This is a genomic window from Massilia sp. Masssp93 (assembly GCF_059491295.1).
The window spans coordinates 5,625,948-5,645,929 of sequence record NZ_CP168502.1; the positions used below are offsets into that span (position 1 = coordinate 5,625,948).

General features: G+C 65.1%; 20 protein-coding genes. 12 read left to right on the plus strand and 8 right to left on the minus strand.

Translation table 11 applies throughout. The features are described 5' to 3' along the window. The first annotated feature begins 129 nt into the window (after positions 1–129). Genes ACEN9Q_RS23380 through ACEN9Q_RS23395 form a run of 4 tightly spaced genes read left to right on the plus strand, consistent with a single transcriptional unit; the run spans position 130 to position 4,423 of the window. Complete coding sequence (locus ACEN9Q_RS23380) at positions 130–1,200, plus strand: aminoglycoside phosphotransferase family protein (protein WP_495626203.1); 1,071 nt, start codon at positions 130–132, stop codon at positions 1,198–1,200. Between the two features lie 10 nt (positions 1,201–1,210). Then, entirely contained in the window at positions 1,211–1,933 is a 723-nt protein-coding gene (gene murU / locus ACEN9Q_RS23385; RefSeq protein WP_495626204.1) for an N-acetylmuramate alpha-1-phosphate uridylyltransferase MurU, read from the plus strand. After that, positions 1,933–3,267, plus strand: a complete 1,335-nt coding sequence (gene pepP / locus ACEN9Q_RS23390) for a Xaa-Pro aminopeptidase (RefSeq protein WP_495626205.1) — start codon at positions 1,933–1,935, stop codon at positions 3,265–3,267. The genes murU and pepP overlap by 1 nt, the downstream gene beginning before the upstream one ends. Next, positions 3,260–4,423, plus strand: coding sequence for an FAD-dependent monooxygenase (locus tag ACEN9Q_RS23395; RefSeq protein ID WP_495626206.1), 1,164 nt, complete (start codon positions 3,260–3,262; stop codon positions 4,421–4,423). Before pepP ends, ACEN9Q_RS23395 begins: the two co-directional genes overlap by 8 nt. 481 nt (positions 4,424–4,904) lie before the next feature. Here the strand turns inward: ACEN9Q_RS23395 and ACEN9Q_RS23400 are convergent, their stop codons facing one another. The 3 genes from ACEN9Q_RS23400 to ACEN9Q_RS23410 are packed head-to-tail and all read right to left on the minus strand — an operon-like array spanning position 4,905 to position 7,832. Further along, complete coding sequence (locus ACEN9Q_RS23400; protein ID WP_056438509.1) at positions 4,905–6,362, minus strand: NAD(P)(+) transhydrogenase (Re/Si-specific) subunit beta; 1,458 nt, start codon at positions 6,360–6,362, stop codon at positions 4,905–4,907. Further along, positions 6,359–6,706, minus strand: a complete 348-nt coding sequence (locus ACEN9Q_RS23405; RefSeq protein ID WP_056438512.1) for an NAD(P) transhydrogenase subunit alpha part 2 — start codon at positions 6,704–6,706, stop codon at positions 6,359–6,361. The genes ACEN9Q_RS23400 and ACEN9Q_RS23405 overlap by 4 nt, the downstream gene beginning before the upstream one ends. A 13-nt stretch (positions 6,707–6,719) precedes the next feature. Further along, positions 6,720–7,832: a Re/Si-specific NAD(P)(+) transhydrogenase subunit alpha gene (locus ACEN9Q_RS23410; RefSeq protein ID WP_495626207.1), complete on the minus strand. Its 1,113-nt coding sequence runs from the start codon at positions 7,830–7,832 to the stop codon at positions 6,720–6,722. Positions 7,833–8,079: 247 nt separating this feature from the next. Between ACEN9Q_RS23410 and ACEN9Q_RS23415 the strand changes: the two genes are divergently transcribed. The 3 genes from ACEN9Q_RS23415 to ACEN9Q_RS23425 all read left to right on the plus strand — a co-directional run bounded on the left by ACEN9Q_RS23415 (position 8,080) and on the right by ACEN9Q_RS23425 (position 10,311). Then, complete coding sequence (locus tag ACEN9Q_RS23415) at positions 8,080–8,583, plus strand: NUDIX hydrolase (RefSeq protein ID WP_056438519.1); 504 nt, start codon at positions 8,080–8,082, stop codon at positions 8,581–8,583. Position 8,584: 1 nt separating this feature from the next. Further along, positions 8,585–9,694: a tRNA 2-thiouridine(34) synthase MnmA gene (gene mnmA, locus ACEN9Q_RS23420; protein ID WP_495626208.1), complete on the plus strand. Its 1,110-nt coding sequence runs from the start codon at positions 8,585–8,587 to the stop codon at positions 9,692–9,694. Between the two features lie 137 nt (positions 9,695–9,831). Further along, the gene (locus tag ACEN9Q_RS23425) at positions 9,832–10,311 is read left to right on the plus strand and encodes a chemotaxis protein CheW (protein WP_082547796.1); all 480 of its coding nucleotides are present in this window, start codon (positions 9,832–9,834) and stop codon (positions 10,309–10,311) included. Positions 10,312–10,361: 50 nt separating this feature from the next. On the opposite strand, the gene ACEN9Q_RS23430 is transcribed toward ACEN9Q_RS23425, so the two are convergent. Both ACEN9Q_RS23430 and ACEN9Q_RS23435 read right to left on the minus strand, forming a co-directional pair. Beyond that, the gene (locus tag ACEN9Q_RS23430; protein WP_495626209.1) at positions 10,362–10,820 is read right to left on the minus strand and encodes a hypothetical protein; all 459 of its coding nucleotides are present in this window, start codon (positions 10,818–10,820) and stop codon (positions 10,362–10,364) included. 16 nt (positions 10,821–10,836) lie between these two features. After that, complete coding sequence (locus ACEN9Q_RS23435; protein WP_495626210.1) at positions 10,837–11,376, minus strand: glycoside hydrolase family protein; 540 nt, start codon at positions 11,374–11,376, stop codon at positions 10,837–10,839. A gap of 148 nt (positions 11,377–11,524) precedes the next feature. On the opposite strand from ACEN9Q_RS23435, the gene ACEN9Q_RS23440 reads away from it, so the two are divergent. Both ACEN9Q_RS23440 and ACEN9Q_RS23445 read left to right on the plus strand, forming a co-directional pair. Continuing rightward, positions 11,525–12,019 carry an Hcp family type VI secretion system effector gene (locus tag ACEN9Q_RS23440; RefSeq protein WP_495626211.1) on the plus strand — a complete coding sequence of 165 codons (495 nt, stop codon included), beginning with the start codon at positions 11,525–11,527 and terminating at the stop codon, positions 12,017–12,019. An 87-nt stretch (positions 12,020–12,106) separates the two neighbouring features. Continuing rightward, positions 12,107–13,057, plus strand: a complete 951-nt coding sequence (locus ACEN9Q_RS23445) for an IS481 family transposase (protein WP_495626212.1) — start codon at positions 12,107–12,109, stop codon at positions 13,055–13,057. A gap of 12 nt (positions 13,058–13,069) precedes the next feature. On the opposite strand, the gene ACEN9Q_RS23450 is transcribed toward ACEN9Q_RS23445, so the two are convergent. Genes ACEN9Q_RS23450 through ACEN9Q_RS23460 form a run of 3 tightly spaced genes read right to left on the minus strand, consistent with a single transcriptional unit; the run spans position 13,070 to position 14,930 of the window. Then, positions 13,070–13,453 carry a response regulator gene (locus ACEN9Q_RS23450; protein WP_056438529.1) on the minus strand — a complete coding sequence of 128 codons (384 nt, stop codon included), beginning with the start codon at positions 13,451–13,453 and terminating at the stop codon, positions 13,070–13,072. A gap of 15 nt (positions 13,454–13,468) precedes the next feature. Next, complete coding sequence (locus ACEN9Q_RS23455; protein WP_056438531.1) at positions 13,469–14,245, minus strand: 5'-3' exonuclease; 777 nt, start codon at positions 14,243–14,245, stop codon at positions 13,469–13,471. A 16-nt stretch (positions 14,246–14,261) separates the two neighbouring features. Next, positions 14,262–14,930, minus strand: a complete 669-nt coding sequence (locus tag ACEN9Q_RS23460; protein WP_495626213.1) for a glutathione S-transferase — start codon at positions 14,928–14,930, stop codon at positions 14,262–14,264. 281 nt (positions 14,931–15,211) lie between these two features. Here ACEN9Q_RS23460 and ACEN9Q_RS23465 point away from each other — a divergent pair, with 281 nt between their 5' ends. The 3 genes from ACEN9Q_RS23465 to ACEN9Q_RS23475 all read left to right on the plus strand — a co-directional run bounded on the left by ACEN9Q_RS23465 (position 15,212) and on the right by ACEN9Q_RS23475 (position 19,956). Then, a complete protein-coding gene (locus ACEN9Q_RS23465) occupies positions 15,212–17,140 on the plus strand; it encodes a methyl-accepting chemotaxis protein (RefSeq protein WP_495626214.1) in 1,929 nt (642 codons plus the stop codon). 161 nt (positions 17,141–17,301) lie between these two features. Continuing rightward, entirely contained in the window at positions 17,302–19,236 is a 1,935-nt protein-coding gene (locus ACEN9Q_RS23470; RefSeq protein WP_495626215.1) for a CocE/NonD family hydrolase, read from the plus strand. Between the two features lie 129 nt (positions 19,237–19,365). Then, positions 19,366–19,956, plus strand: a complete 591-nt coding sequence (locus tag ACEN9Q_RS23475) for a hypothetical protein (RefSeq protein ID WP_495626216.1) — start codon at positions 19,366–19,368, stop codon at positions 19,954–19,956. Positions 19,957–19,982 lie beyond the last annotated feature (26 nt).

Here is a 19,982-nt window from a genome sequence, read left to right on the forward strand (position 1 = left end):
GACCGCCCGGCTGGAGCAGCCCGGGCGGTCCGATGCCCTGTGAAATCGCGTATGATTACACCCGAACTGCCCTGCCACGCCTGGGCACACTTTACAACCTATCGCCAACCCGTTTCACCGGGACGCTTCATGTCTTCTTCGTCTCAACACGTTCCCTCCAATGTTCCCACCGGCGCCGACAAGGACGCCCGCCTGGCCCGGCTGACCGAATGGTTGAGCTCGCTGGACCTGGTCGACGCCGGCAGCCTGCGCCCGGCCTCGTCCGATGCGAGTTTCCGCCGCTACTTCCGGCTCGATGTTGTGCCGGCGCTACGCGACAAGCTGGGCAATACCGTCGTCGCCATGGACGCCCCGCCGGAGCGTGAAAACGTCCCGGCCTTCATCCATGTCGACGGCCTGCTGCGCGACGCCGGCGTCACCGTGCCCGCCATCGTGGCCCGCGACGTGGAGGCCGGCTTCCTGCTGCTGTCCGACCTCGGCACGACGATGTACCTGCAGCGCCTGTCCGTCGACAACGCCCCGTTCATGTACTCGGACGCCATCGACGCCCTGATCAAGTTCCAGCTCGCCAGCGAGGCCGGCGTGCTGCCGGAATTCGACCGCGCCTTCGTGCTGCGCGAGCTGAACCTGTTCCCCGAATGGTTCATCGGGCGCCACCTGGGCGTCACGATGAACGACATCCAGCGCGCCCAGCTGGACAAGGTGTTCGAGGCGATCACGGCCAACGTGCTGGCGCAACAGCAGGTCTACATGCACCGCGATTTCCATTCGCGCAACCTGATGTTCCTCGACCAGGGCAACCCGGGCGTGCTGGACTTCCAGGACGCCGTCTACGGCCCCGTCACCTACGACCTGGCCTCGCTGCTGCGCGACGCCTACATCCAGTGGGACGAGGAATTCGTGCTGGACTGGGTCGTGCGTTACTGGCAAAGCGCGAAGCAGGTCGGCCTGCCCGTCAACCCGGACATCGACGCCTTCTACCGCGACTTCGAATACATGGCCCTGCAGCGCCATCTGAAAATCCTCGGCATCTTCTGCCGCCTGAACTACCGCGACGGCAAATCCACGTACATGGGCGACCTGTCCACGGTGATGGACTACGTGCGCAAGACCGCCAACCGCTACACCGAACTCAAGCCGCTCGTGCGCCTGCTCGACGCGTTCGACGACAAGGCGCCGCAAGTCGGCTACACATTCTGAAGACCAGCCGATGAAAGCCATGATCTTCGCCGCAGGCCGCGGCGAGCGGATGCGTCCGCTGACGGACACCTGCCCCAAGCCCCTGCTCAAGGTGCGCGGCCGTCCCCTCATCACCTGGCACGTGCTGAACCTCGTGCGCGCCGGCATCAAGGACATCGTCATCAACCACTCGCACCTCGGCCACATGATCGAGGAAGCGCTGGGCGACGGCAGCCGCTACGGCGCGCGCATCGTCTACTCGCACGAACCGGCGCCGCTGGAAACGGCCGGCGGCATCGCCAACGCCCTGCACCTGCTGGGCGACGAACCGTTCCTGGCGCTGTCCGGCGACATCTACGCGCCCTACTTCGACTTCGAACAGGTCCTCGATGCGCTCAAGGACGTGGACGCCGTGGGCCAGCCGATCCCGCATGACAAGCGCGACATCGCCTGGCTGTACCTCACGCCGAACCCGTGGCACAACCCGGACGGCGACTTCGGCATGACGATGTACACGCTCTCCAACGATGGCGATCCGAAATGGAATTTCTCGAACATCGGCGTCTATCGTCCCGAGATGTTCGACGGGATCAAGGCCGGAGAAGTTTCGCGGCTCGGCCCGTTAATGCGCAAGTTCATTGACCAGGGTCGTATCGGCGGCGAGATCTACACGGGCCCCTGGGTCAATGTGGGCACCGTGCGCCAGCTGGAAGAACTCAACGCGCCGCCGGGCTCCGTGCGGACGGGCGCCTGATGGACTACGCGGCACGACGCGCGCGCCTGGCCGCGCAGATGCAGCCGGGCGCCGTCGCCGTGCTGCACACCGCCCCGGAGCTTCTCCGCAACGGCGACAGCGACTACCCCTACCGCCACGACAGCGCCTTTTACTACCTGACCGGCTTCACGGAACCGGAAGCCGTGCTGGTCCTCGTCGCCGCGCAAGGCGACAAGCCGGCCCGTTCGATCCTGTTCTGCCGCGAGAAGAACGTCGAGCGCGAGATCTGGGACGGCTACCGCCACGGCCCGGAAGCGGCGCGCACGACCTTCGGCGTCGACGACGCGTACCCGATCGGCGAACTGGATACGCACATGGCGCGCATTCTCGCGAACGCGCCCGCGCTGTACTACGCGCTGGCGTCGAACGCCGCGCTCGACGCGCAGGTGACGCTCTGGATCAAGGCCGTGCGCGCGCAGGCCCGCACCGGCACGACGGCCCCCGACACGTTTATCAATCTGCTGCCGCTGCTCGACGAGATGCGGCTCGTGAAGGACGCCGACGAACAGGCGCTGATGCTGCGCGCCGGCGAGATCTCGGGCCGCGCGCACGAGCGCGCGATGCGCGCGGCGCGCCCCGGCATGTTCGAATACGAGCTGGAAGCGGAACTGCTGTACGCCTTCCGCAAGAGCGGTGCCCAGTTCCCGGCCTACACGCCCATCGTCGCCTCCGGTCCGAACGCCTGCATCCTGCACTACAACGTCAACGACCGGCCCATGCAGATTGGGGACCTCGTGCTGATCGACGCCGGCTGCGAGCTGGATGGCTACGCGTCCGACATCACCCGCACGTTCCCCGTCAACGGCCGCTTCACGGATGCCCAGCGCGCACTGTACGAACTGGTGCTGGCCGCGCAGGACGCCGCCTTTGCCGCCATCGCGCCGGGCCGGCCGTACAGCGCCTTCCACGAAGTGGCGCTGCGCGTGCTCGTGCAGGGCATGCTCGACCTGGGCCTCATCGACAGGTCGGCACACGCGAGCGTCGACGACGCCATCGCCGCCAAGGCGCACGTGCCGTTCTACATGCACGGCACGGGCCACTGGCTCGGCATGGACGTGCACGACGTCGGCGCCTATCGCGACGTCACGCAGGCCGAGAAGCCGTCGCGCCAGCTCGCCGAGGGCATGGTCGTGACGGTGGAACCGGGCATCTACGTGCGCCCGGCCGAGGGCGTGCCGGAACGCTTCTGGCACATCGGCATCCGCATCGAGGACGACGTCGTCGTGACGAAGGACGGTTATCGCCTGCTGACGGCGGCCGCGCCGAAGACCGTGGCCGAGATCGAAGCGATTGTGGGGACGGCGCATGGCTGACGAGATTCTATCCGCCGACGTCGCCATCTGCGGCGCCGGCCCCGTCGGCCTCGCGCTGGCCGCGCTGATGGCGCGCCGCGGCGTCGCGCCGGGGCGCATCGCCCTCGTGGATGCGAAAGCGCTGGGCCAGGCGATCTCGGACCCGCGTTCGATCGCGCTGTCGTGGGGCAGCCGCATGCTGCTGGAGGATGTCGGCGCATGGCCGTTGCCGTGCACGCCGATCCACCAGATCCACGTCTCGCGCCGCGGCCACCTGGGCCGCAGCATGATGGACCGCGCCGAACACCGGCTCGACGCGCTGGGCTACGTCGCCCGCTACGGCGACGTCGTCGATGCGTTGTCGCGCGCCTGCGAGCGCACGGGCGTGCAGGTGCTGCGCCCGGTGCGCGTGGCGGCGCTGGATGAAGACCGCGACGGCGTCGTGCTGACGCTGGACGACGGCCGCACGCTGCATGCGCAGGTGGCCGTGCAGGCCGAAGGCGGCGTGTTCGGCGAACAGGCGGACAAGACGCAGCGGCGCGACTACGCGCAGACGGCCGTCATCGCGCGCGTCACGGCAAGCCAGCCGATCGCGCACCGCGCCTTCGAACGTTTTACGGACGAAGGTCCGCTCGCGCTGTTGCCGCAGGACGGCGCCGACGGCCATCAATATGCGCTGGTCTGGTGCGTGCGGCCGGAACGCGCGCAGCAGTTGCTCGACCTGGGCGAGCCCGAATTCCTGCACCGGCTGGGCGACGCGTTCGGCGAGCGTCTCGGCACGTTCGTGCGCGCGGCGGCACGGGCGGCGTTTCCGCTCGGGCTGAATGCGGACCCGCGCTTCACGGCACGCACGGTCGCCATCGGAAATGCGGCGCAGACCCTGCACCCGGTCGCGGGCCAGGGTTTGAATCTCGGGCTGCGCGATGCCGCCGTATTGGCACGCCTGCTGGCACGCGGGATCGATCACGACCACGGGATCGCGGATGCGCTGGCGCGCTTTGCCGAGGAACGTGCGCGCGACCGCGGCGCGATCATCCGCACGACGGATGCGATGGCGCGCGTGTTCGCGAATACGGGGCCGCTGCAGCCGGTGTTCGGGCTGGCGCTGGCGGCACTGGACACCGTCAGGCCGGCGCGGATGCTGCTCGCGGAGTTGATGATGTTCGGGCGGCGTTGAACGCGTGGACGGCGAGCCGTCCACCCTACCGATCATGTTGGGCCGCAAGTAGGGCGGGCTCCCCGAGCCCGCGCGAACGCCGCCGGGACGCAAACATCGCGCGTGGGCACAGGGTGCCCACCCTACCGATCATGTTCGGCCGCAGGTAGGGCGGGCTCCCCGAGCCCGCGCGAACGCCGCCGAGACGCAAACATCGCGCGTGGGCACAGGGTGCCCACCCTACCGATCATGTTCGGCCGCAGGTAGGGCGGGCTCCCCGAGCCCGCGCGAACGCCGCCGAAACGCAAACATCGCGCGTGGGCACAGGGTGCCCACCCTACCGATCATGTTCGGCCGCCGGTAGGGCGGGCTCCCCGAGCCCGCGCGAACGCCACCGAGACGCAAACATCGCGCGTGGGCACAGGGTGCCCACCCTACCGATCATGTTCGGCCGCAGGTTGGGCGGACGGGTTTCCCGTCCACGCGTGCAACCGGCGTACGATCATTCGACGGCCTTCACCATCGATTCGATCACCTTCTTCGCATCGCCGAACACCATCATCGTGTTCGGCTGATAAAAGAGATCGTTGTCCAGCCCCGCATACCCGGACGCCATCGACCGCTTGTTGACGATGATGCTCTTGGCTTTATAGGCCTCGAGGATCGGCATCCCCGCGATCGGCGATTTCGGGTCCTTGGCCGCCGGGTTCACGACGTCGTTCGCGCCCAGCACGAGCACGACGTCCGTCTGCCCGAACTCGCCGTTGATGTCTTCCATCTCCGCCACCTGGTCGTACGGCACCTCGGCTTCGGCCAGCAGCACGTTCATGTGGCCCGGCATGCGGCCCGCCACCGGGTGGATCGCGTAGCGCACCTGCACGCCGTGCGCGGTGAGCTTGTCGACCAGTTCCTTCACCGTGTGCTGGGCGCGCGCCACCGCGAGGCCGTAGCCCGGCACGATGATCACGGATTCCGCGTTCTGCAGGATGAACGCCGCGTCTTCCGGCGAGCCCGATTTCACCGGGCGCTGTTCCTTCGCGCCGCCCGCGTCGGCCGCCGCGGCCTCGCCGCCGAAGCCGCCCAGGATCACGTTGAAGAACGAGCGGTTCATCGCCTTGCACATGATGTACGAGAGGATCGCGCCGCTCGATCCGACCAGTGAGCCGGCGATGATCAGCATCGAGTTGTTCAGCGAGAAGCCGATGCCGGCCGCCGCCCAGCCCGAGTACGAGTTCAGCATCGACACCACGACGGGCATGTCCGCGCCGCCGATCGGGATGATGATCAGCACGCCCAGCACGAACGACAGCACGGCCATCACGATGTATGGGGTCCATGCGGGCGCCGCGCCATTCGAGAAGCAGAACACGAGGCCGAGGCCGACGATGGCGATGGCCACGAGCAGGTTGATCATGTGCTGGCCCGGATAGCGCACGGGCGCGCCCTGGAACAGGCGGAATTTATATTTGCCGGCCAGCTTGCCGAATGCGATCACGGAACCGGAAAACGTCACCGCGCCGACGAACGTGCCGATGAACAGTTCGAGGCGGTTGCCGAACGGGAGCCCTTCGCCGCGCGCGGCGATGTTGAACGCCCACGGCTCGGACACGGCCGCGATGGCGATGCACACGGCCGCGAGGCCGATCAGCGAGTGCATCGCCGCGACCAGTTCCGGCATCTTGGTCATCTCGACCCGCCGCGCCGCGATCGCGCCGATGGTGCCGCCGACGACCACGCCGAGCAGCACGAGGCCAAAACCCATGCCGCCCGTCTGCATCTGCTCCTTGAGCTTGAACATCAGGGCGATGGTCGTGACGACGGCGATGCCCATGCCCGTCATGCCGAACGCGTTGCCCATGCGCGCGGACGCGGGCGACGACAAGCCCTTCAAGGCCTGGATGAAGCACACGGACGCCACCAGGTACAGCAGCGTCACGACGTTCATGCTGATCAGGTTCATGCGGCCTCCTTGGCAACGCCGACGGCATCCTTGGCGGCCGGCGCAGGTTTCGCCTTCGGCTCCTTTTTCTTGAACATCTCCAGCATGCGCTGCGTGACGAGGAAGCCGCCGAACACGTTCACGGCGGCCAGCGCCACGGCGATGGTCCCGGCGATTTGTCCGGTCAGGCCTTCCGTCAGGCCGGCCGCCAGCATGGCGCCGACGATGATGATGGCCGAGACGGCGTTGGTCACCGCCATCAGCGGCGTGTGCAGCGCGGGCGTGACGGTCCACACGACGTGGTAGCCGACGTAGATCGCCAGCACGAAGATGATCAGGTTGATGATGGTATGGCTGATTTCCATGACGGCCTCTCCCTTATTTACGTAACACGTCGCCGTCGATGGCGACCAGCGTCGCGCGCACGATCTCGTCCTCGCGGTCGATGACGAGCTTCCCGTCCTTGTCGATCACGAGTTTCAGAAAATCCAGCACGTTGCGCGCGTACAGGGCCGACGCGTCGGCCGCGACGAGCGCCGGGAGGTTCGGCTCGCCGATGATCGTCACGCCGTGCTTGATCACCGTCTTGCCGAGCTCCGTCAGCGGGCAGTTGCCGCCCTGCTCGATGGCCATGTCGACGATCACGGAGCCCGGTTTCATGGCGCGTACCGTCTCTTCCGCGATCAGCACGGGCGCCTTGCGGCCGGGGATCAGCGCCGTCGTGATGACGATGTCCGCGAGCTTCGCGCGCTCGTGCACGAGTTCCGCCTGGCGCCGCATCCAGTCGGCCGGCATCGGACGCGCGTAGCCGCCCGCGCCTTTCGCGATCTCGCGCTCCTCGTCGGTGAGCAACGGCACGTCGATGAACTTGGCGCCCAGCGATTCCACCTGCTCCTTCACGGGCGGACGCACGTCGGACGCTTCGATGACGGCGCCCAGGCGCTTGGCGGTCGCGATGGCCTGCAGGCCGGCGACGCCGACGCCCATGATCAGCACGCGCGCCGCTTTCACGGTGCCGGCGGCCGTCATCAGCATCGGCATGAAGCGTTGGTAGGCGTTCGCCGCCATGAGCACGGCCTTGTAGCCGGCGATGTTGGCCTGGGACGACAGCACGTCCATCGACTGGGCGCGCGTGATGCGCGGCGCCGCTTCCAGCGCAAACGCGGTCAGGCGCTGCTGCGCCAGCGCGGCCAGGTTGTCGGCGTCGAACGGGTTCAGCATGCCGACGAGGGCGGCGCCCGGTGTCATCTGCGCGCGCTCCCCGGCATCCGGGCTGCGCACCTTCAGGACGAGATCGGCCCCGAAGGCTTCCTGCGCGGTCCCGATGCGGGCGCCGGCGGCAACGTAGGCGTCATCGATCACGGAAGCATGGACGCCGGCGCCCGATTGCACGATCACTTCGTGCTGGGCAGCCAGCTTCTTGACGGTTTCGGGGGTCGCTGCGACACGTGTCTCGCCCGGCCTCGATTCGGCCGGCACACCAATTCTCATAATGCCTCCGTATAATTGATAAACTGTCCACAATCTAGCATGTAATGCCCCCGATCAATACAGATGAGTGGTTTTTCGTCAACAGATCGGCAATTCTCGTGGCATGGCCCGCGAGAACCTAGACGAATCCACAAGATTTTTGTTTCATATCAATATTCAAACTTGTCCGGAACTGTTGCACCGCAGCGTGCGCCCGAGCAACGCACGTTCCATCAAGGTAGAATGTCGGCTCACTACAAGGACGCGCATGACCCATACCTTCAGACCGTCAGTCACCGTCGCCGCGATCATCGAGCGCGATGGCCGCTTTCTGCTGATCGAAGAGGAAACCAGCGACGGCATCCGCCTGAACCAGCCTGCCGGCCACCTCGACCCGTACGAATCGCTCGAACAGGCGGTGATCCGCGAGGCGATGGAAGAGACGGCGCACGAATTCATCCCGGAAGCCCTCGTCGGCATGTATCTGTCGCGCTACCACTCGAAATCGCGCGGGCATGACGTCACGTATCTGCGCTTCACCTTCTGCGGCAAGGCGGGCAGGCAGTTCGACCAGGCGCTCGACCACGGCATCCTGCGTACGCTGTGGCTGACGCGCGACGAACTGGCCGCGTGCAGCGAGCGCCACCGCAGCCCCATCGTGCTGAAGTGCGTGGACGATTACCTGGCGGGCAAGCGCACGCAGCTCGACCTGTTGTACACGGACCACTCGGTCTTCGAAAACGGACTCACCATCAAACCGGACGTAACCTGAAATGAGTAAAAAGAAAGTCGTGATCGGGATGTCGGGCGGCGTCGACTCCTCGGTCGCGGCCTGGATGCTGAAAGAACAGGGCTATGAAGTCGTCGGCCTGTTCATGAAGAACTGGGAAGACGACGACGATTCCGAATACTGTTCCACGCGCCAGGACTGGATCGACGCGGCCAGCGTGGCCGACGTCGTCGGCGTGGACATCGAGGCGGTCAACTTCGCCGCCGAATACAAGGATCGCGTGTTCGCGGAATTCCTGCGCGAATACCAGGCCGGCCGCACGCCGAATCCGGACGTGCTGTGCAACGCCGAGATCAAGTTCAAGGCCTTCCTCGACCACGCGATGAAGCTGGGCGCCGACCTGATCGCGACCGGCCATTACGCGCGCGTGCGCCACAACGGCACCACGAACAAATTCGAGCTGCTCAAGGCCTTCGATGCGACCAAGGACCAGAGCTACTTCCTGCACCGCCTGAACCAGGCGCAGTTGTCGAAATCGCTGTTCCCGCTGGGCGAAATCGCCAAGACCGAAGTGCGCAAGATCGCGGAAAAGCTGAACCTGCCCAACGCGGCGAAAAAGGATTCGACCGGCATCTGCTTCATCGGCGAGCGCCCGTTCCGCGAATTCCTCGGCCGCTACCTGCAGCACAAGCCGGGCCCGATGAAGCTGGACAACGGCCAGACGGTGGGCGAGCACGTCGGCCTGTCGTTCTACACGCTGGGCCAGCGCAAGGGCATCGGCATCGGCGGCCTGAAATCGCACAAGAACGCGGACGGCACGAGCGAGCCGTGGTTCGTGGCGCGCAAGGACATCGCCACCAACACCCTGTACATCGTGCAGGGCCACGACCACCCGTGGCTGTTGTCGGACAGCCTGGGCGCCGGCCAGGCCAGCTGGATCGCGGGCGTGGCGCCAGAACCGCGCGCCCTGTCGGCCAAGACCCGCTACCGCCAGGCCGACGTGCCCTGCACGGTCGCGCCCGAGGGCCCGGACCGCTTCACGCTGGATTTCACCGATCCGCAATGGGCGGTGACGCCGGGCCAGTCGGCCGTGCTGTACGACGGCGACGTGTGCCTGGGCGGCGGCATCATCGATACGGCCACCGCCATCTGATTGTTGCGTTCTGCACGCAGCCACGGCATTTTTGTGCGGGATTAGTATTTGTCCATCGTATCGGACACAAAAATGTCGTAACCTTCCTGTATATTGCTGCATGGAAAATTTGTGGCATGCTTATTCGAGGAATTACCATGGCTGAAGACATCGACAACAACGCGACCGAAGTGCTGTCGTTCCGCCTGGGCAGCGAGGAATATGCGATCAGCATCCTCAAGGTCCAGGAAATCCGCGGCTACGACGCCGTCACGCGCATCGCCAGCGCGCCCGACTACCTGAAGGGCGTCGTCAACCTGCGCGGCATCATCGTGCCGGTCGTCGACATGCGCATCAAGTTCAACGTGGGCGCGGCGACCTACGACGCGTTCACCGTCGTGATCGTCCTGAACATCAACAAGCACACGATCGGCATGGTGGTGGACAGCGTCTCCGACGTCGTCACGCTCACGCCGGACCAGATCAAGCCGGCGCCGGACCTCGGCGCCACCGTGTCGGGCGACTACCTGCGCGGCCTGGCCACCGTGGGCGAGCGCATGCTGATCATGCTCGATATCGACAAGCTGCTCGGTTCCGAAGAGATGGGGTTGCTGGCGGCGGCGAAAGAGGCGGCGTAAGCCACTGAAACGCTTTGGCGCGGCGCCAGCAAGGCGACGAGGCGCTAACGTCAGCGTTTTGCCGGCGGCTGCTTTATTGCGTCAAAGAAGTAGCCTTGCCAGAACACCACAATCTTTCCTTTGCTTTTCAGGAATGCTTCAGTGCAGTCAAGGTCGATGACCGTGATGGTGTCGGGTAATCCGAGATAGCCGACCCGCGCGTGATAGCCCTCACGCATGTACTTCGCTGCGTCCTCGCGATGGCGCGTCAACTCCGGCTCACGGCAGGGTTCTCCATCGAACATGACGCTGTCGCGTCGCACGACCATGATTTTGCCGACCAGCGCAGCGGCCTGCGGGTCAGTCAGCGACGCTACGTCGGCCGAATCGAGTACCTTGGTCAGTTTCCACGTACCGAGAATATCGGCATCCTTTTCGGGCTGTTTCGCCTGGGCCGGATGCGCGACCAGCGCTAGCATGGTGGTCACGGTCAGCAGTCCCCTGGAGATACACTCATCGGGCAGGCTCATCTTCCGGCTCCTTCGTTTATTTTTTGGCCAGTGCGGCCGTTTTAGCGGCTGCCTGGAACGGAGCGCTCTCTTCCGCCCGACGTGAAATCAAACCGCGTGCCAGTACTTTTTTGCCGTTCACATGCGTCGATGTCAGCGATCGAATGCTAGCGGCGGCTTCGGCCGGGCGCCCGGTGTCAACCAGGGTATAAACGTGTCGAGCACCGCGGGCTCCAGCGTTATAGGTCAGGCTCACCAGTGCGTCGAATTGATCTTGTAGGAGCTTTTGCTTGCGCACATGGCTTATGACGCCGGCTTCGGCTTCAGCTACCCTGCGCGAAAACTCGGCCTCCACAGCGGCTTCGCTGACCGGTCGCGCCAACTCTTCTTTTGTGCACGCGCCTTTGTGGGCGAGGATGCCTGGTCCCCACGTACAGTTTCCTTTACCTGGGCCCATGTCATCATAGTAATTAAATACATCTCTCTCACGCCGACGCATCCGCGCACGCGCGTCGGGACTCATCTTCATCCCGGTATTTGCGGCGGGCGTAGCGGTTGCATGTGCATGTTTGGTCATCGGCGTCTCCAGGTCCGCATGTCAAGATTTCCAATCTAAACCGAACGCGTCGCCGGTTCGTTGCGCCTCAACAAGCGGCCCGATCTGGAAAGTCCGAATAATCGCCGCTGGCGGACAAGGGTCCGAATATCGCTGCGGAGGAATCGACATGGCTATCGACGTCTACTTGCAAATCGAAGGAATCAAGGGCGAGTCGCAAGACTCGGCACACCCGGGTTGGATTGAATGCACTGAAGTGCACTGGTCAGTCCTGCAGCCGCGCAGCGCCACCGGATCGACCGCCGGCGGGCACACTGCGGAGCGGGCGGAGCTGAAGGACATCGTGTTCGGGAAGCTGACCGATCTGGCATCCCCCATCCTGCTGCAAACGTGTGCGATGGGGAAGACTCTCCCCAAAGCCAAATTCGAATTCATGCGCGCCGACGGCGACGGCAAGCCGATCAAGTACTTCGAAATACAACTCGAGAATGTGCTGATCGGCGGGGTCGCCCCTTCGCTCGTCGCCGGCGCGATGCTGAGCGAGCACGTCAGCCTGAAATACTCGAAAATCAAATGGGCATACACCCAGCAGGGCATCGCCGGCGGCGTACGGGGCAGTACGGTCGGCGGCTGGGACCTGGCAGCAAACAAGGTTGCTGCCTAGCTGTGATGTTTCAATAGGTTGTTCATTCGGATTGGAATTGAGAAACTGGAAATCGCCAAACCCCCAGTTCTCAAGGAAGCCAACCGAATGAACATCCATAAGAATGCCCGATTGACCTTCGTTCGTCGAGTCGAAATGGTCCAAGACGTCCTCAAGGCCCGCCTGCCGGCCTGTCACGTGGCGCAGCTATACGGCGTCAGCGCCCCGACTGTGCGCAAGTGGGTGGGACGGTTTCTGGCTGAAGGCAAGGCTGGATTGACCGATCGTTCATCGCGTCCGAATCACAGCCCACGTGCCATCGACGAATCGAAGGCGCTGACGATCGTCGAACTGCGCAAGAAACGGTTGACGCAGGCACGCATCGCCGAGTATCTGGCGCTATCGAAAGCGACCGTGAGCCGGGTGTTGGCGCGCGCTGGGCTGGCGCGACTGTCCGATCTGGAGCCGGCCGAGCCGGTGCAGCGTTATGAACATGAAAAGCCGGGTGATCTTATCCATATCGACACGAAGAAACTTGGGCGTATCGAAAAGACCGGACATCGCGCCACCGGCGACCGGCGTGATCGCAGCCGTGGTGCCGGATGGGAAGTGCTGTTCGTGGCAGTCGATGACCATGCGCGTATCGCGTACACCGAGCTGTATCCTGACGAATCGCAGGAAAGCGCCTGTCGCTTCCTGGCCAACGCCCACGCGTATTACTGCTCGCTGGGGGTCAGGCCCAAACGTCTACTGACCGATAACGGCTCACCTTTCCGGGCAAAGAGCTTTGGCCGGATTTGCGCAGGCCTGGAACTGAAGCATCGCTTTACCAAGCCCTACCGGCCACAGACCAACGGCAAGGCCGAGCGCTTCATCCAGTCAGCGCTGCGTGAATGGGCTTACGGCTTCGTCTACAAGACCTCAAGCGAGCGCGCCAACATGCTGCGCGACTGGATCCATCACTACAACTGGCATCGCCCGCACCAAGGCATCGGCGGCAAAGCACCGATGTCCAGGCTCTCAACCAACCGAAACAACCTCTTGCAACTTCACACCTAGCGCGCACGGCGCTCATTCGCCCCGGTGTTTCTTGACGATGGAAATGACGGTATTGCGTATCGTGCGCAGCACCGTATCCGCCTTGAACGGCTTGACGATGAACCCGTGCACGCCGCCCGCGAGCGCGGCCTGGATGGCGGGCGCGTCGAGCGTGCCGGACACCATGAAGATCAGCGTTTTCGGGAACTGCGTGCGCAACCGGTCGACGGCTTCCTGCCCGTCCTCGAACTGCTCGCGCGCGATGCAGAAGATGTGCGGCGGGTGCTTGAGCGCGAGCGCAAACCCGGCCGCCGCCGTGTGGGCCTGGCCGGCGACGTCGTAGCCGCCGTCGGTGAGCACGGTGTTGAGCAGGCCGCGCGCGACGGCGCTGCCGTCCACGATGATCGCCTTGAGCATCGGATTCCTTTCTCGTTAATCTGCCTCGTACGCCAGCATGTTCCACGTGACGCCCAGGCGCACGTCGGTCTTCAGCTGCACGAGCTTGCGCGACACCTCCAGGATCTCGCGTTCCGCGCGCAGCCTCTCGCCCAGCGGCGTCTTGAGGATGCCGGCGCCCGCCATGACGGCGTCCAGGTCGCCGTAGGCGTTGAGCAGGCGCGCGGCCGTCTTCATGCCGATCTTCGACACGCCCGGCACGCCGTCCGTCGGGTCGCCCATCAGCGCCAGCAGGTCGTGCAGGCGTTCCGGCGCGACGCCGAATTTGTTGCGCACCCACGCGTCGTCGTGCCACTCGCCCTTGAAATGATCCCACACCAGCGCGCCGTGCGCGATCAAGGGGTGCAGGTCCTTGTCGGTCGTCGCGACGACGGCGTCGCCGCGTCCTTCCGACAGCCAGCGCAGCACGCCGGTGCCGATCACGTCGTCGGCCTCGACCTCGGGCAGCATCAACACGTGCAGGCCGACCTTGCGCAGGCGCTCGTGGAATTCCGGCAGCGCTTCGCGCAGCACGCCCGGCATCGGCGCGCGGCCTTCGCGGTAGCGCGGATACAGCGCGTGGCGCCACGTGGCGCCGCCGTAGTCGAACGCGGCCAGCACGTGCGTGGGCGCGTGCGCGTCGAGCAGGTTGCGGAACGACGAGAACGCGTGGCGCAGCGCGATGCTCGCCTTGAGGTCCGAGTCCGGTTCGGGACTCGCCTCGTACACGCGCCGTACGATGTTCAGGCCGTCGATGGCCAGCAGCTTCGCCATGGTGCTTGATTCTTGCTTACTTCACGAAATCGTATTGCCCGCCCCGTTCGAGCGCGCGCCGGTAGGCCGGCCGGGCGTGGATCTTGTCGAGGAAGGCGACGAGGTTCGGGTACTGCCCATCCAGCCCGCCGCGCGCGGCCGCCGCTTCCAGCGGGAAGCTCATCTGGATGTCGGCGGCGGAAAAATCGTCGCCGGCGAACCACGTGCGCTTGCCCAGTTCCCCTTCCGCGAACGCCAGGTGCTGGCGGATCTGCGGCAGCACGAAGCTGTCCTTGACCTTGTTCGCGATGGCGCGCGCGATCGGGCGCACGAAGAACGGCGCGGGGCCGTTCCCGACGCGGTCGAACACGAGTTTCAGCAGCAGCGGCGGCATCGCCGATCCTTCCGCGTAATGCAGGAAATACGTGTAGTGCAGGCGCCCCGGCGTGCCCGGCGCCGGCGCGAGCGCCGTGCCGTAACGGCCGACGAGGTACTCGATGATCGCGCCCGATTCCGCCACGATCGCGTCGCCGTCCTGGATCACCGGCGACTTGCCGAGCGGGTGCACGGCGCGCAGCTCGGGCGGCGCCAGCATCGTCTTCGGATCGCGCTGGTATTTTTTGATCTCGTATTCCAGACCCAGTTCCTCCAGCAGCCACAGGATGCGCTGGGAGCGCGAATTATTCAGGTGATGGACGACGATCATGGGCGTTTACGAGCGTGACAAAGGCCCTAGCTTAGCATTGTTGCGTGCTGACCAGAAGCAAAGTGACAACGACACCGTCGCCAAATTTGCCATATTCGCCGAAAGATACCCGATATATCGCCGGTGACATTAGATCGCCGAGCATTTCCAAGACTATAAAAGAACGTTGTAGAGATGCTGCGTCCGGAGACAAATTTTGACGAAAACCATCAATTACAAACGTCATTCCATGTTTTCATGATTAAACTCAATCTACCTTTCCATAAAACAATTCCCCTGCCATGACATTCCGCCATCTCACCATACGCGCCAAGCTCATGCTCAGCATGGGTGTCTGTCTGCTCGTATTCATCGCCATCTCGTCCACGCTGTCGATCAGTATGACCAGTGCGCAGATGCGCGAACGCGTCGTCGACAGCGAATTGCCGGCCCAGGTCAGCGCCATCCGCAACGACATCCAGCGCCAGATCGCGGAACCCGCGGCGATGTCGCAGACGCTGGCGAACAACACGTTCCTGCAGGCGTGGGAAGATGCAGGCAACCCGGACGACGGCCTTGCCGCGTGGACCGCGCAGGCCAAGCGCCTGTACGAGGCCAACCATGCGGCCACCGTGCTCTGGGCGTCGGACGGCACGTCGAAATACTTCACCGAAAAGGGGCTGGACCGCACGATCGACAAAACGTCCGACAAGGATGCGTGGTTCAAGAAATTCCTCGACAGCGGCGCACCCTACACGCTCAACCTGGACAAGGATGCCACCTCGGGCGTCTACATGCTGTTCATCGACGCGCGCGTGCAGACGCCGGGCGGCAAGCTGGCGGTCGCCGGCCTGGGTCTCTCCGCCGAAGCGCTGGCCAACAGCATCCGCAACTATCGCCTGGGCAAATCCGGTTACGTCTACCTGGTGAACAACAACGGCACCCTGCTGGTCCACCGCGACCGCGGCCTGCTCGACGGCCACCACACGCTCGACAAGCAGCCCGGCTTTACGCCCGAACTGGCGCGCTCGCTGCTGAACAAGCAGGTGTTCGCCTCCGGACATTATGAAGCCCCGAACGGCCGCCAGTTCGTCGCATCGTCGTACGTGCCGGAATTGAAACTGTACGTCATCGCCGAAGTGCCGGAAGCCGAAGTGCTGGGCAATATCGGCCGCACGGCGGCGGTGTCCGCCATCGTCGCGGCCCTCGTCGGCGGCGCGGTCGGCCTCGCGGCGATCTGGTTCGTGGCCGGCGCGATCTCGGCGCCCGTGATGGGCGCGGCCGGCATGCTGGGTGAAATCGCCGACGGTGAAGGCGACCTCAGCCGTCGTCTGGAAGCCGACGGCGAGGACGAAGTCGGCAAGCTGGCCCAGGCGTTCAACCGCTTCGTCGGCTCGCTCAGCGGCACGATCGGCAAGGTGCGCGACAGCAGCCACGTGATCGCCGGCGCGACCGAAGAAATCGCACGCGGCAACATGGACCTGTCCGCGCGCACCGAAGCGCAGGCGTCGAGCATCGAGGAAACGGCGGCGGCGATGGAAGAACTGACGACGACCGTGCGCCACAATGCCGAACACGCGATCGAAGCGAACCGCCTCGTGTCCGAGACGGCGCAATCGGCCGAAAAGGGCGGCGCCGTGGTGGCGGAAGTCGTGCGCACGATGGGCGCCATCACGGAAAGCTCGCGCAAGATTTCCGAGATCATCGGCGTCATCGACGGCATCGCATTCCAGACCAATATCCTCGCATTGAACGCGGCCGTGGAAGCGGCCCGTGCGGGCGAACAGGGCCGCGGCTTCGCGGTCGTCGCCGGCGAGGTGCGCACGCTGGCCCAGCGCTCGGCCGCGGCGTCGAAGGAAATCCGCCAGCTGATCCTGGACTCCGTCGCCAAGGTCGATGCCGGCAGCGCGCTGGCCGACGGCGCCGGCCACGCGATGGAAACGATCGTCGCGTCCGTGCGCCGCGCCGAAATCCTCATGCGCGACATCGCCTCGTCGAGCCAGGAACAGAGCCTGGGCATCACGCAAGTCAACCAGGCGATCGCGCAGATGGACGACGCGACCCAGCAGAACGCCGCCCTCGTCGAGGAAGCGGCGGCCGCCGCGGCCGCGCTGCAGGAACAGGCGCGCGAGCTGGATGCCGTCGTCAGCACGTTCAAACTGGCCGGTGGCACGGCGCGCGCGGCGCATGCGCTGGCCGCACCGGCGAGGCGCAAGCGCCTGCCAGCGTAAGCCGGCCTAACACCGGGGTCAGAGCCCGATTTTTGGAAATTGCCCAAAATCGGGCTCTGACCCCGGTGCGTTTGCAGACTTTTCCACGCTTCGGTACTATGCTTTGTTGCAACTTTTACCCAAGGTTGCTCATTCAACCGTCCCGTGGAGAACAAATCCAAATGTCGCGTCACCGTCTGCCATCCCTGTCCGCCCTTTCCCTCGTACTTGCCGCCGCCTTCGCCAGCGCGGCGCACGCCCAGACGCCGGCGATGGCGCCGGATATCCCGGTCGACAAGTTCACCGCGACGGTCCCTGACGCCGACTACGTCAAACAGGACGTCATGATCCCGATGCGCGACGGCGTCAAGCTGCACACCGTGATCGTGATCCCGAAGAGCGTCATGGCCGGCAAGGCGCCGATCATGCTGACGCGCACCCCTTATAACGCCACGGGCCGCGCGAGCCGCATGAAGAGCCCGCACATCGCCTCGATCCTCGGCGACGGCGACGACGCCTTCATCGAGAACGGCTACATCCGCGTGTTCCAGGACGTGCGCGGCAAATACGGTTCGGAAGGCGATTACGTGATGACCCGCCCGGTGCGCGGCCCGTTGAACAACACGCCGGTCGACCACAGCACGGACGCCTGGGACACCATCGACTGGCTGGTGAAAAACATCCCGCAGTCGAACGGCAAGGTCGGCATGGTCGGCTCGTCCTACGAAGGCTTTACGGTGCTGATGGCGCTCGTCGAACCGCACCCGGCGCTGAAGGCGGCCGTGCCGATGAGCCCGATGGTCGACGGCTGGCGCGGCGACGACTGGTTCCACAACGGCGCCTTCCGCAACCCGAACCTCGCCTACATCGCCGGCCAGAACGCGGCGCGCGGCGAAGGCGAGAAAATCGTCACCGGCATCAACGACGATTACGAGGCCTACCTGCGTGCCGGCTCCACGTCCGACTTCGCCCATATCTTCGGCCTCGACCAGCTGAACTTCACGAAAAAACTGTTCGAGCATCCGGCCTACGACAGCTACTGGCAGGAACAGGCGCTGGACAAGATCCTCGCCAAGCGCCCGTTGAAGGTGCCGACGATGACCGTCGTCGGCCGCTGGGACCAGGAAGACATCTACGGCGCCTACGCGACCTACGCCGCCGTCGAACCGCAGGACAAGACGAACAAGATGAACTCGCTCGTGGTCGGCCCGTGGCGCCACAGCGGCGTCAACTACGACGGCTCCACGCTGGGCGCGCTGAAATTCACGGGCGACACGGCCCGGGAATTCCGCCGCGAGGTCATGCTCCCGTTCTTCAACCAGTACCTCAAGGACGGCGCGCCCGCGTTCGACACTCCGCCCGTATGGTCGTACCAGACCGGTGTGAACCGCTGGCGCCGCCTCGATCAATGGCCGCTCGTGCCGGCATCCACGCCGCTGTACCTGAAGCCGGGCTTCGGCCTCGCGTTCGAGAAAGCCGAGGGCAAGGCCGACAAGACGGCCGCATTCGACGAATACGTGTCCGACCCGGCCAAGCCGGTGCCGTTCGTGCCACGTCCCGTGCACATGAATGACGCCAATGTCTGGAAGCCGTGGCTCGTGACCGACCAGCGCGGCTATTCCGACCGCACCGACGTGCTGACCTACACCAGCGCCCCGCTCACCGCGCCGCTGCAGCTGGCCGGCCAGCCGATGGTCGACCTGTTCGCGTCGACGTCGGGCACGGACAGCGACTGGGTCGTCAAGCTGATCGACGTGTACCCGGATGAAGTCGCGGCACAGCCGGAACTGGGCGGCTACGAGCTGCCGATCGCGATGGACATCTTCCGCGGCCGCTACTACCAGGGTCTGGACAAGCCGGCCGCGATCCCCGCCAACAAGGCCGAGCGCTACCGCTTCGCCCTGCCCAACGTCGACCACGTGTTCCTGCCGGGCCACCGCATCATGGTGCAGATCCAGTCCAGCTGGTTCCCGCTGTACGACCGCAATCCGCAGACCTTCGTGCCGAACATCTTCTACGCCAAGCCGGGCGATTATCGCAAGGCGACGCAGCGCGTCTACCACGCGCCGGGGCTGGAGAGCGCGATCGAACTGCCGGTGGTGCGGGCGGCGAAGTAAGCGGTGCGGCGCCGGCCGGGTCATGCATTGTGGCTGGCCGGCGACACACATGTTAAATCCTTAGGACTTTCGCGGACGGCACGGTAGGCTGTCAGCACGCTCATCGCTGCCGATTCCCGAGGTCCTGTCATGAAGTCCATCGTTTCCGCCGCCGCCCTGCTGCTGGCAAGTACGCTCGCTCACGCCCAGACCAGCCACTGGGCCTTCAGCTACACCGGCTTCTACGACCAGGAAGCGGCCGCGTTCCTGCCCGGGATGCGCATCGACGGTTCGTTCACGGGCGTCGACGCCAACGGCGACGGCGTCCTCCAACGCGCCGAACTGACGTCACTGCTGGTCGACACGAAAGACTATGTCGCGTGCGCCGCGAGCAGCAACGCGTACTACCACTGCGACGCCGACAGCTTCACCTTCTCCGCGGAGAGCGGCCTGGCGTTCAGCGTGAGCGAGACGTCCAGCGATCCGGAAGGCTTATATGGCGGCGGCCACCTCGTCACGACGGGACAGCTGGCCTACGACTACGAGTTCAATCCGTATGCCGGCTCGGAACATCACCTGTACTGGACGGACGCCACGGTGCTGACCATGACGTCGGCGCTGGGCGGGACGGAATCGGTGCCGGCCGTGCCCGAAGCACCGGCGTGGATGATGCTGCTGGCCGGCGTGGGCGGCATTGGCCTGTGGCGCCGCCGCGGTTCACAGCGCATCCGCCCCGGCTGAACGATCACCGTTCGCCAGCGCACGGA

Coding starts and splice junctions, on each gene's coding strand:
- murU (WP_495626204.1), top strand. CDS start 1,211: ATGAAAGCCATGATCTTCGCCGCAGGCCGCGGCGAGCGGATGCGTCCG.
- ACEN9Q_RS23410 (WP_495626207.1), bottom strand. CDS start 7,832: ATGAGAATTGGTGTGCCGGCCGAATCGAGGCCGGGCGAGACACGTGTC.
- ACEN9Q_RS23430 (WP_495626209.1), bottom strand. CDS start 10,820: ATGAGCCTGCCCGATGAGTGTATCTCCAGGGGACTGCTGACCGTGACC.
- mnmA (WP_495626208.1), top strand. CDS start 8,585: ATGAGTAAAAAGAAAGTCGTGATCGGGATGTCGGGCGGCGTCGACTCC.
- ACEN9Q_RS23400 (WP_056438509.1), bottom strand. CDS start 6,362: ATGAACCTGATCAGCATGAACGTCGTGACGCTGCTGTACCTGGTGGCG.
- ACEN9Q_RS23425 (WP_082547796.1), top strand. CDS start 9,832: ATGGCTGAAGACATCGACAACAACGCGACCGAAGTGCTGTCGTTCCGC.
- ACEN9Q_RS23455 (WP_056438531.1), bottom strand. CDS start 14,245: ATGGCGAAGCTGCTGGCCATCGACGGCCTGAACATCGTACGGCGCGTG.
- ACEN9Q_RS23475 (WP_495626216.1), top strand. CDS start 19,366: ATGAAGTCCATCGTTTCCGCCGCCGCCCTGCTGCTGGCAAGTACGCTC.
- ACEN9Q_RS23470 (WP_495626215.1), top strand. CDS start 17,302: ATGTCGCGTCACCGTCTGCCATCCCTGTCCGCCCTTTCCCTCGTACTT.
- ACEN9Q_RS23435 (WP_495626210.1), bottom strand. CDS start 11,376: ATGACCAAACATGCACATGCAACCGCTACGCCCGCCGCAAATACCGGG.
- ACEN9Q_RS23415 (WP_056438519.1), top strand. CDS start 8,080: ATGACCCATACCTTCAGACCGTCAGTCACCGTCGCCGCGATCATCGAG.
- ACEN9Q_RS23395 (WP_495626206.1), top strand. CDS start 3,260: ATGGCTGACGAGATTCTATCCGCCGACGTCGCCATCTGCGGCGCCGGC.
- ACEN9Q_RS23405 (WP_056438512.1), bottom strand. CDS start 6,706: ATGGAAATCAGCCATACCATCATCAACCTGATCATCTTCGTGCTGGCG.
- ACEN9Q_RS23465 (WP_495626214.1), top strand. CDS start 15,212: ATGACATTCCGCCATCTCACCATACGCGCCAAGCTCATGCTCAGCATG.
- pepP (WP_495626205.1), top strand. CDS start 1,933: ATGGACTACGCGGCACGACGCGCGCGCCTGGCCGCGCAGATGCAGCCG.
- ACEN9Q_RS23380 (WP_495626203.1), top strand. CDS start 130: ATGTCTTCTTCGTCTCAACACGTTCCCTCCAATGTTCCCACCGGCGCC.
- ACEN9Q_RS23445 (WP_495626212.1), top strand. CDS start 12,107: ATGAACATCCATAAGAATGCCCGATTGACCTTCGTTCGTCGAGTCGAA.
- ACEN9Q_RS23440 (WP_495626211.1), top strand. CDS start 11,525: ATGGCTATCGACGTCTACTTGCAAATCGAAGGAATCAAGGGCGAGTCG.
- ACEN9Q_RS23450 (WP_056438529.1), bottom strand. CDS start 13,453: ATGCTCAAGGCGATCATCGTGGACGGCAGCGCCGTCGCGCGCGGCCTG.
- ACEN9Q_RS23460 (WP_495626213.1), bottom strand. CDS start 14,930: ATGATCGTCGTCCATCACCTGAATAATTCGCGCTCCCAGCGCATCCTG.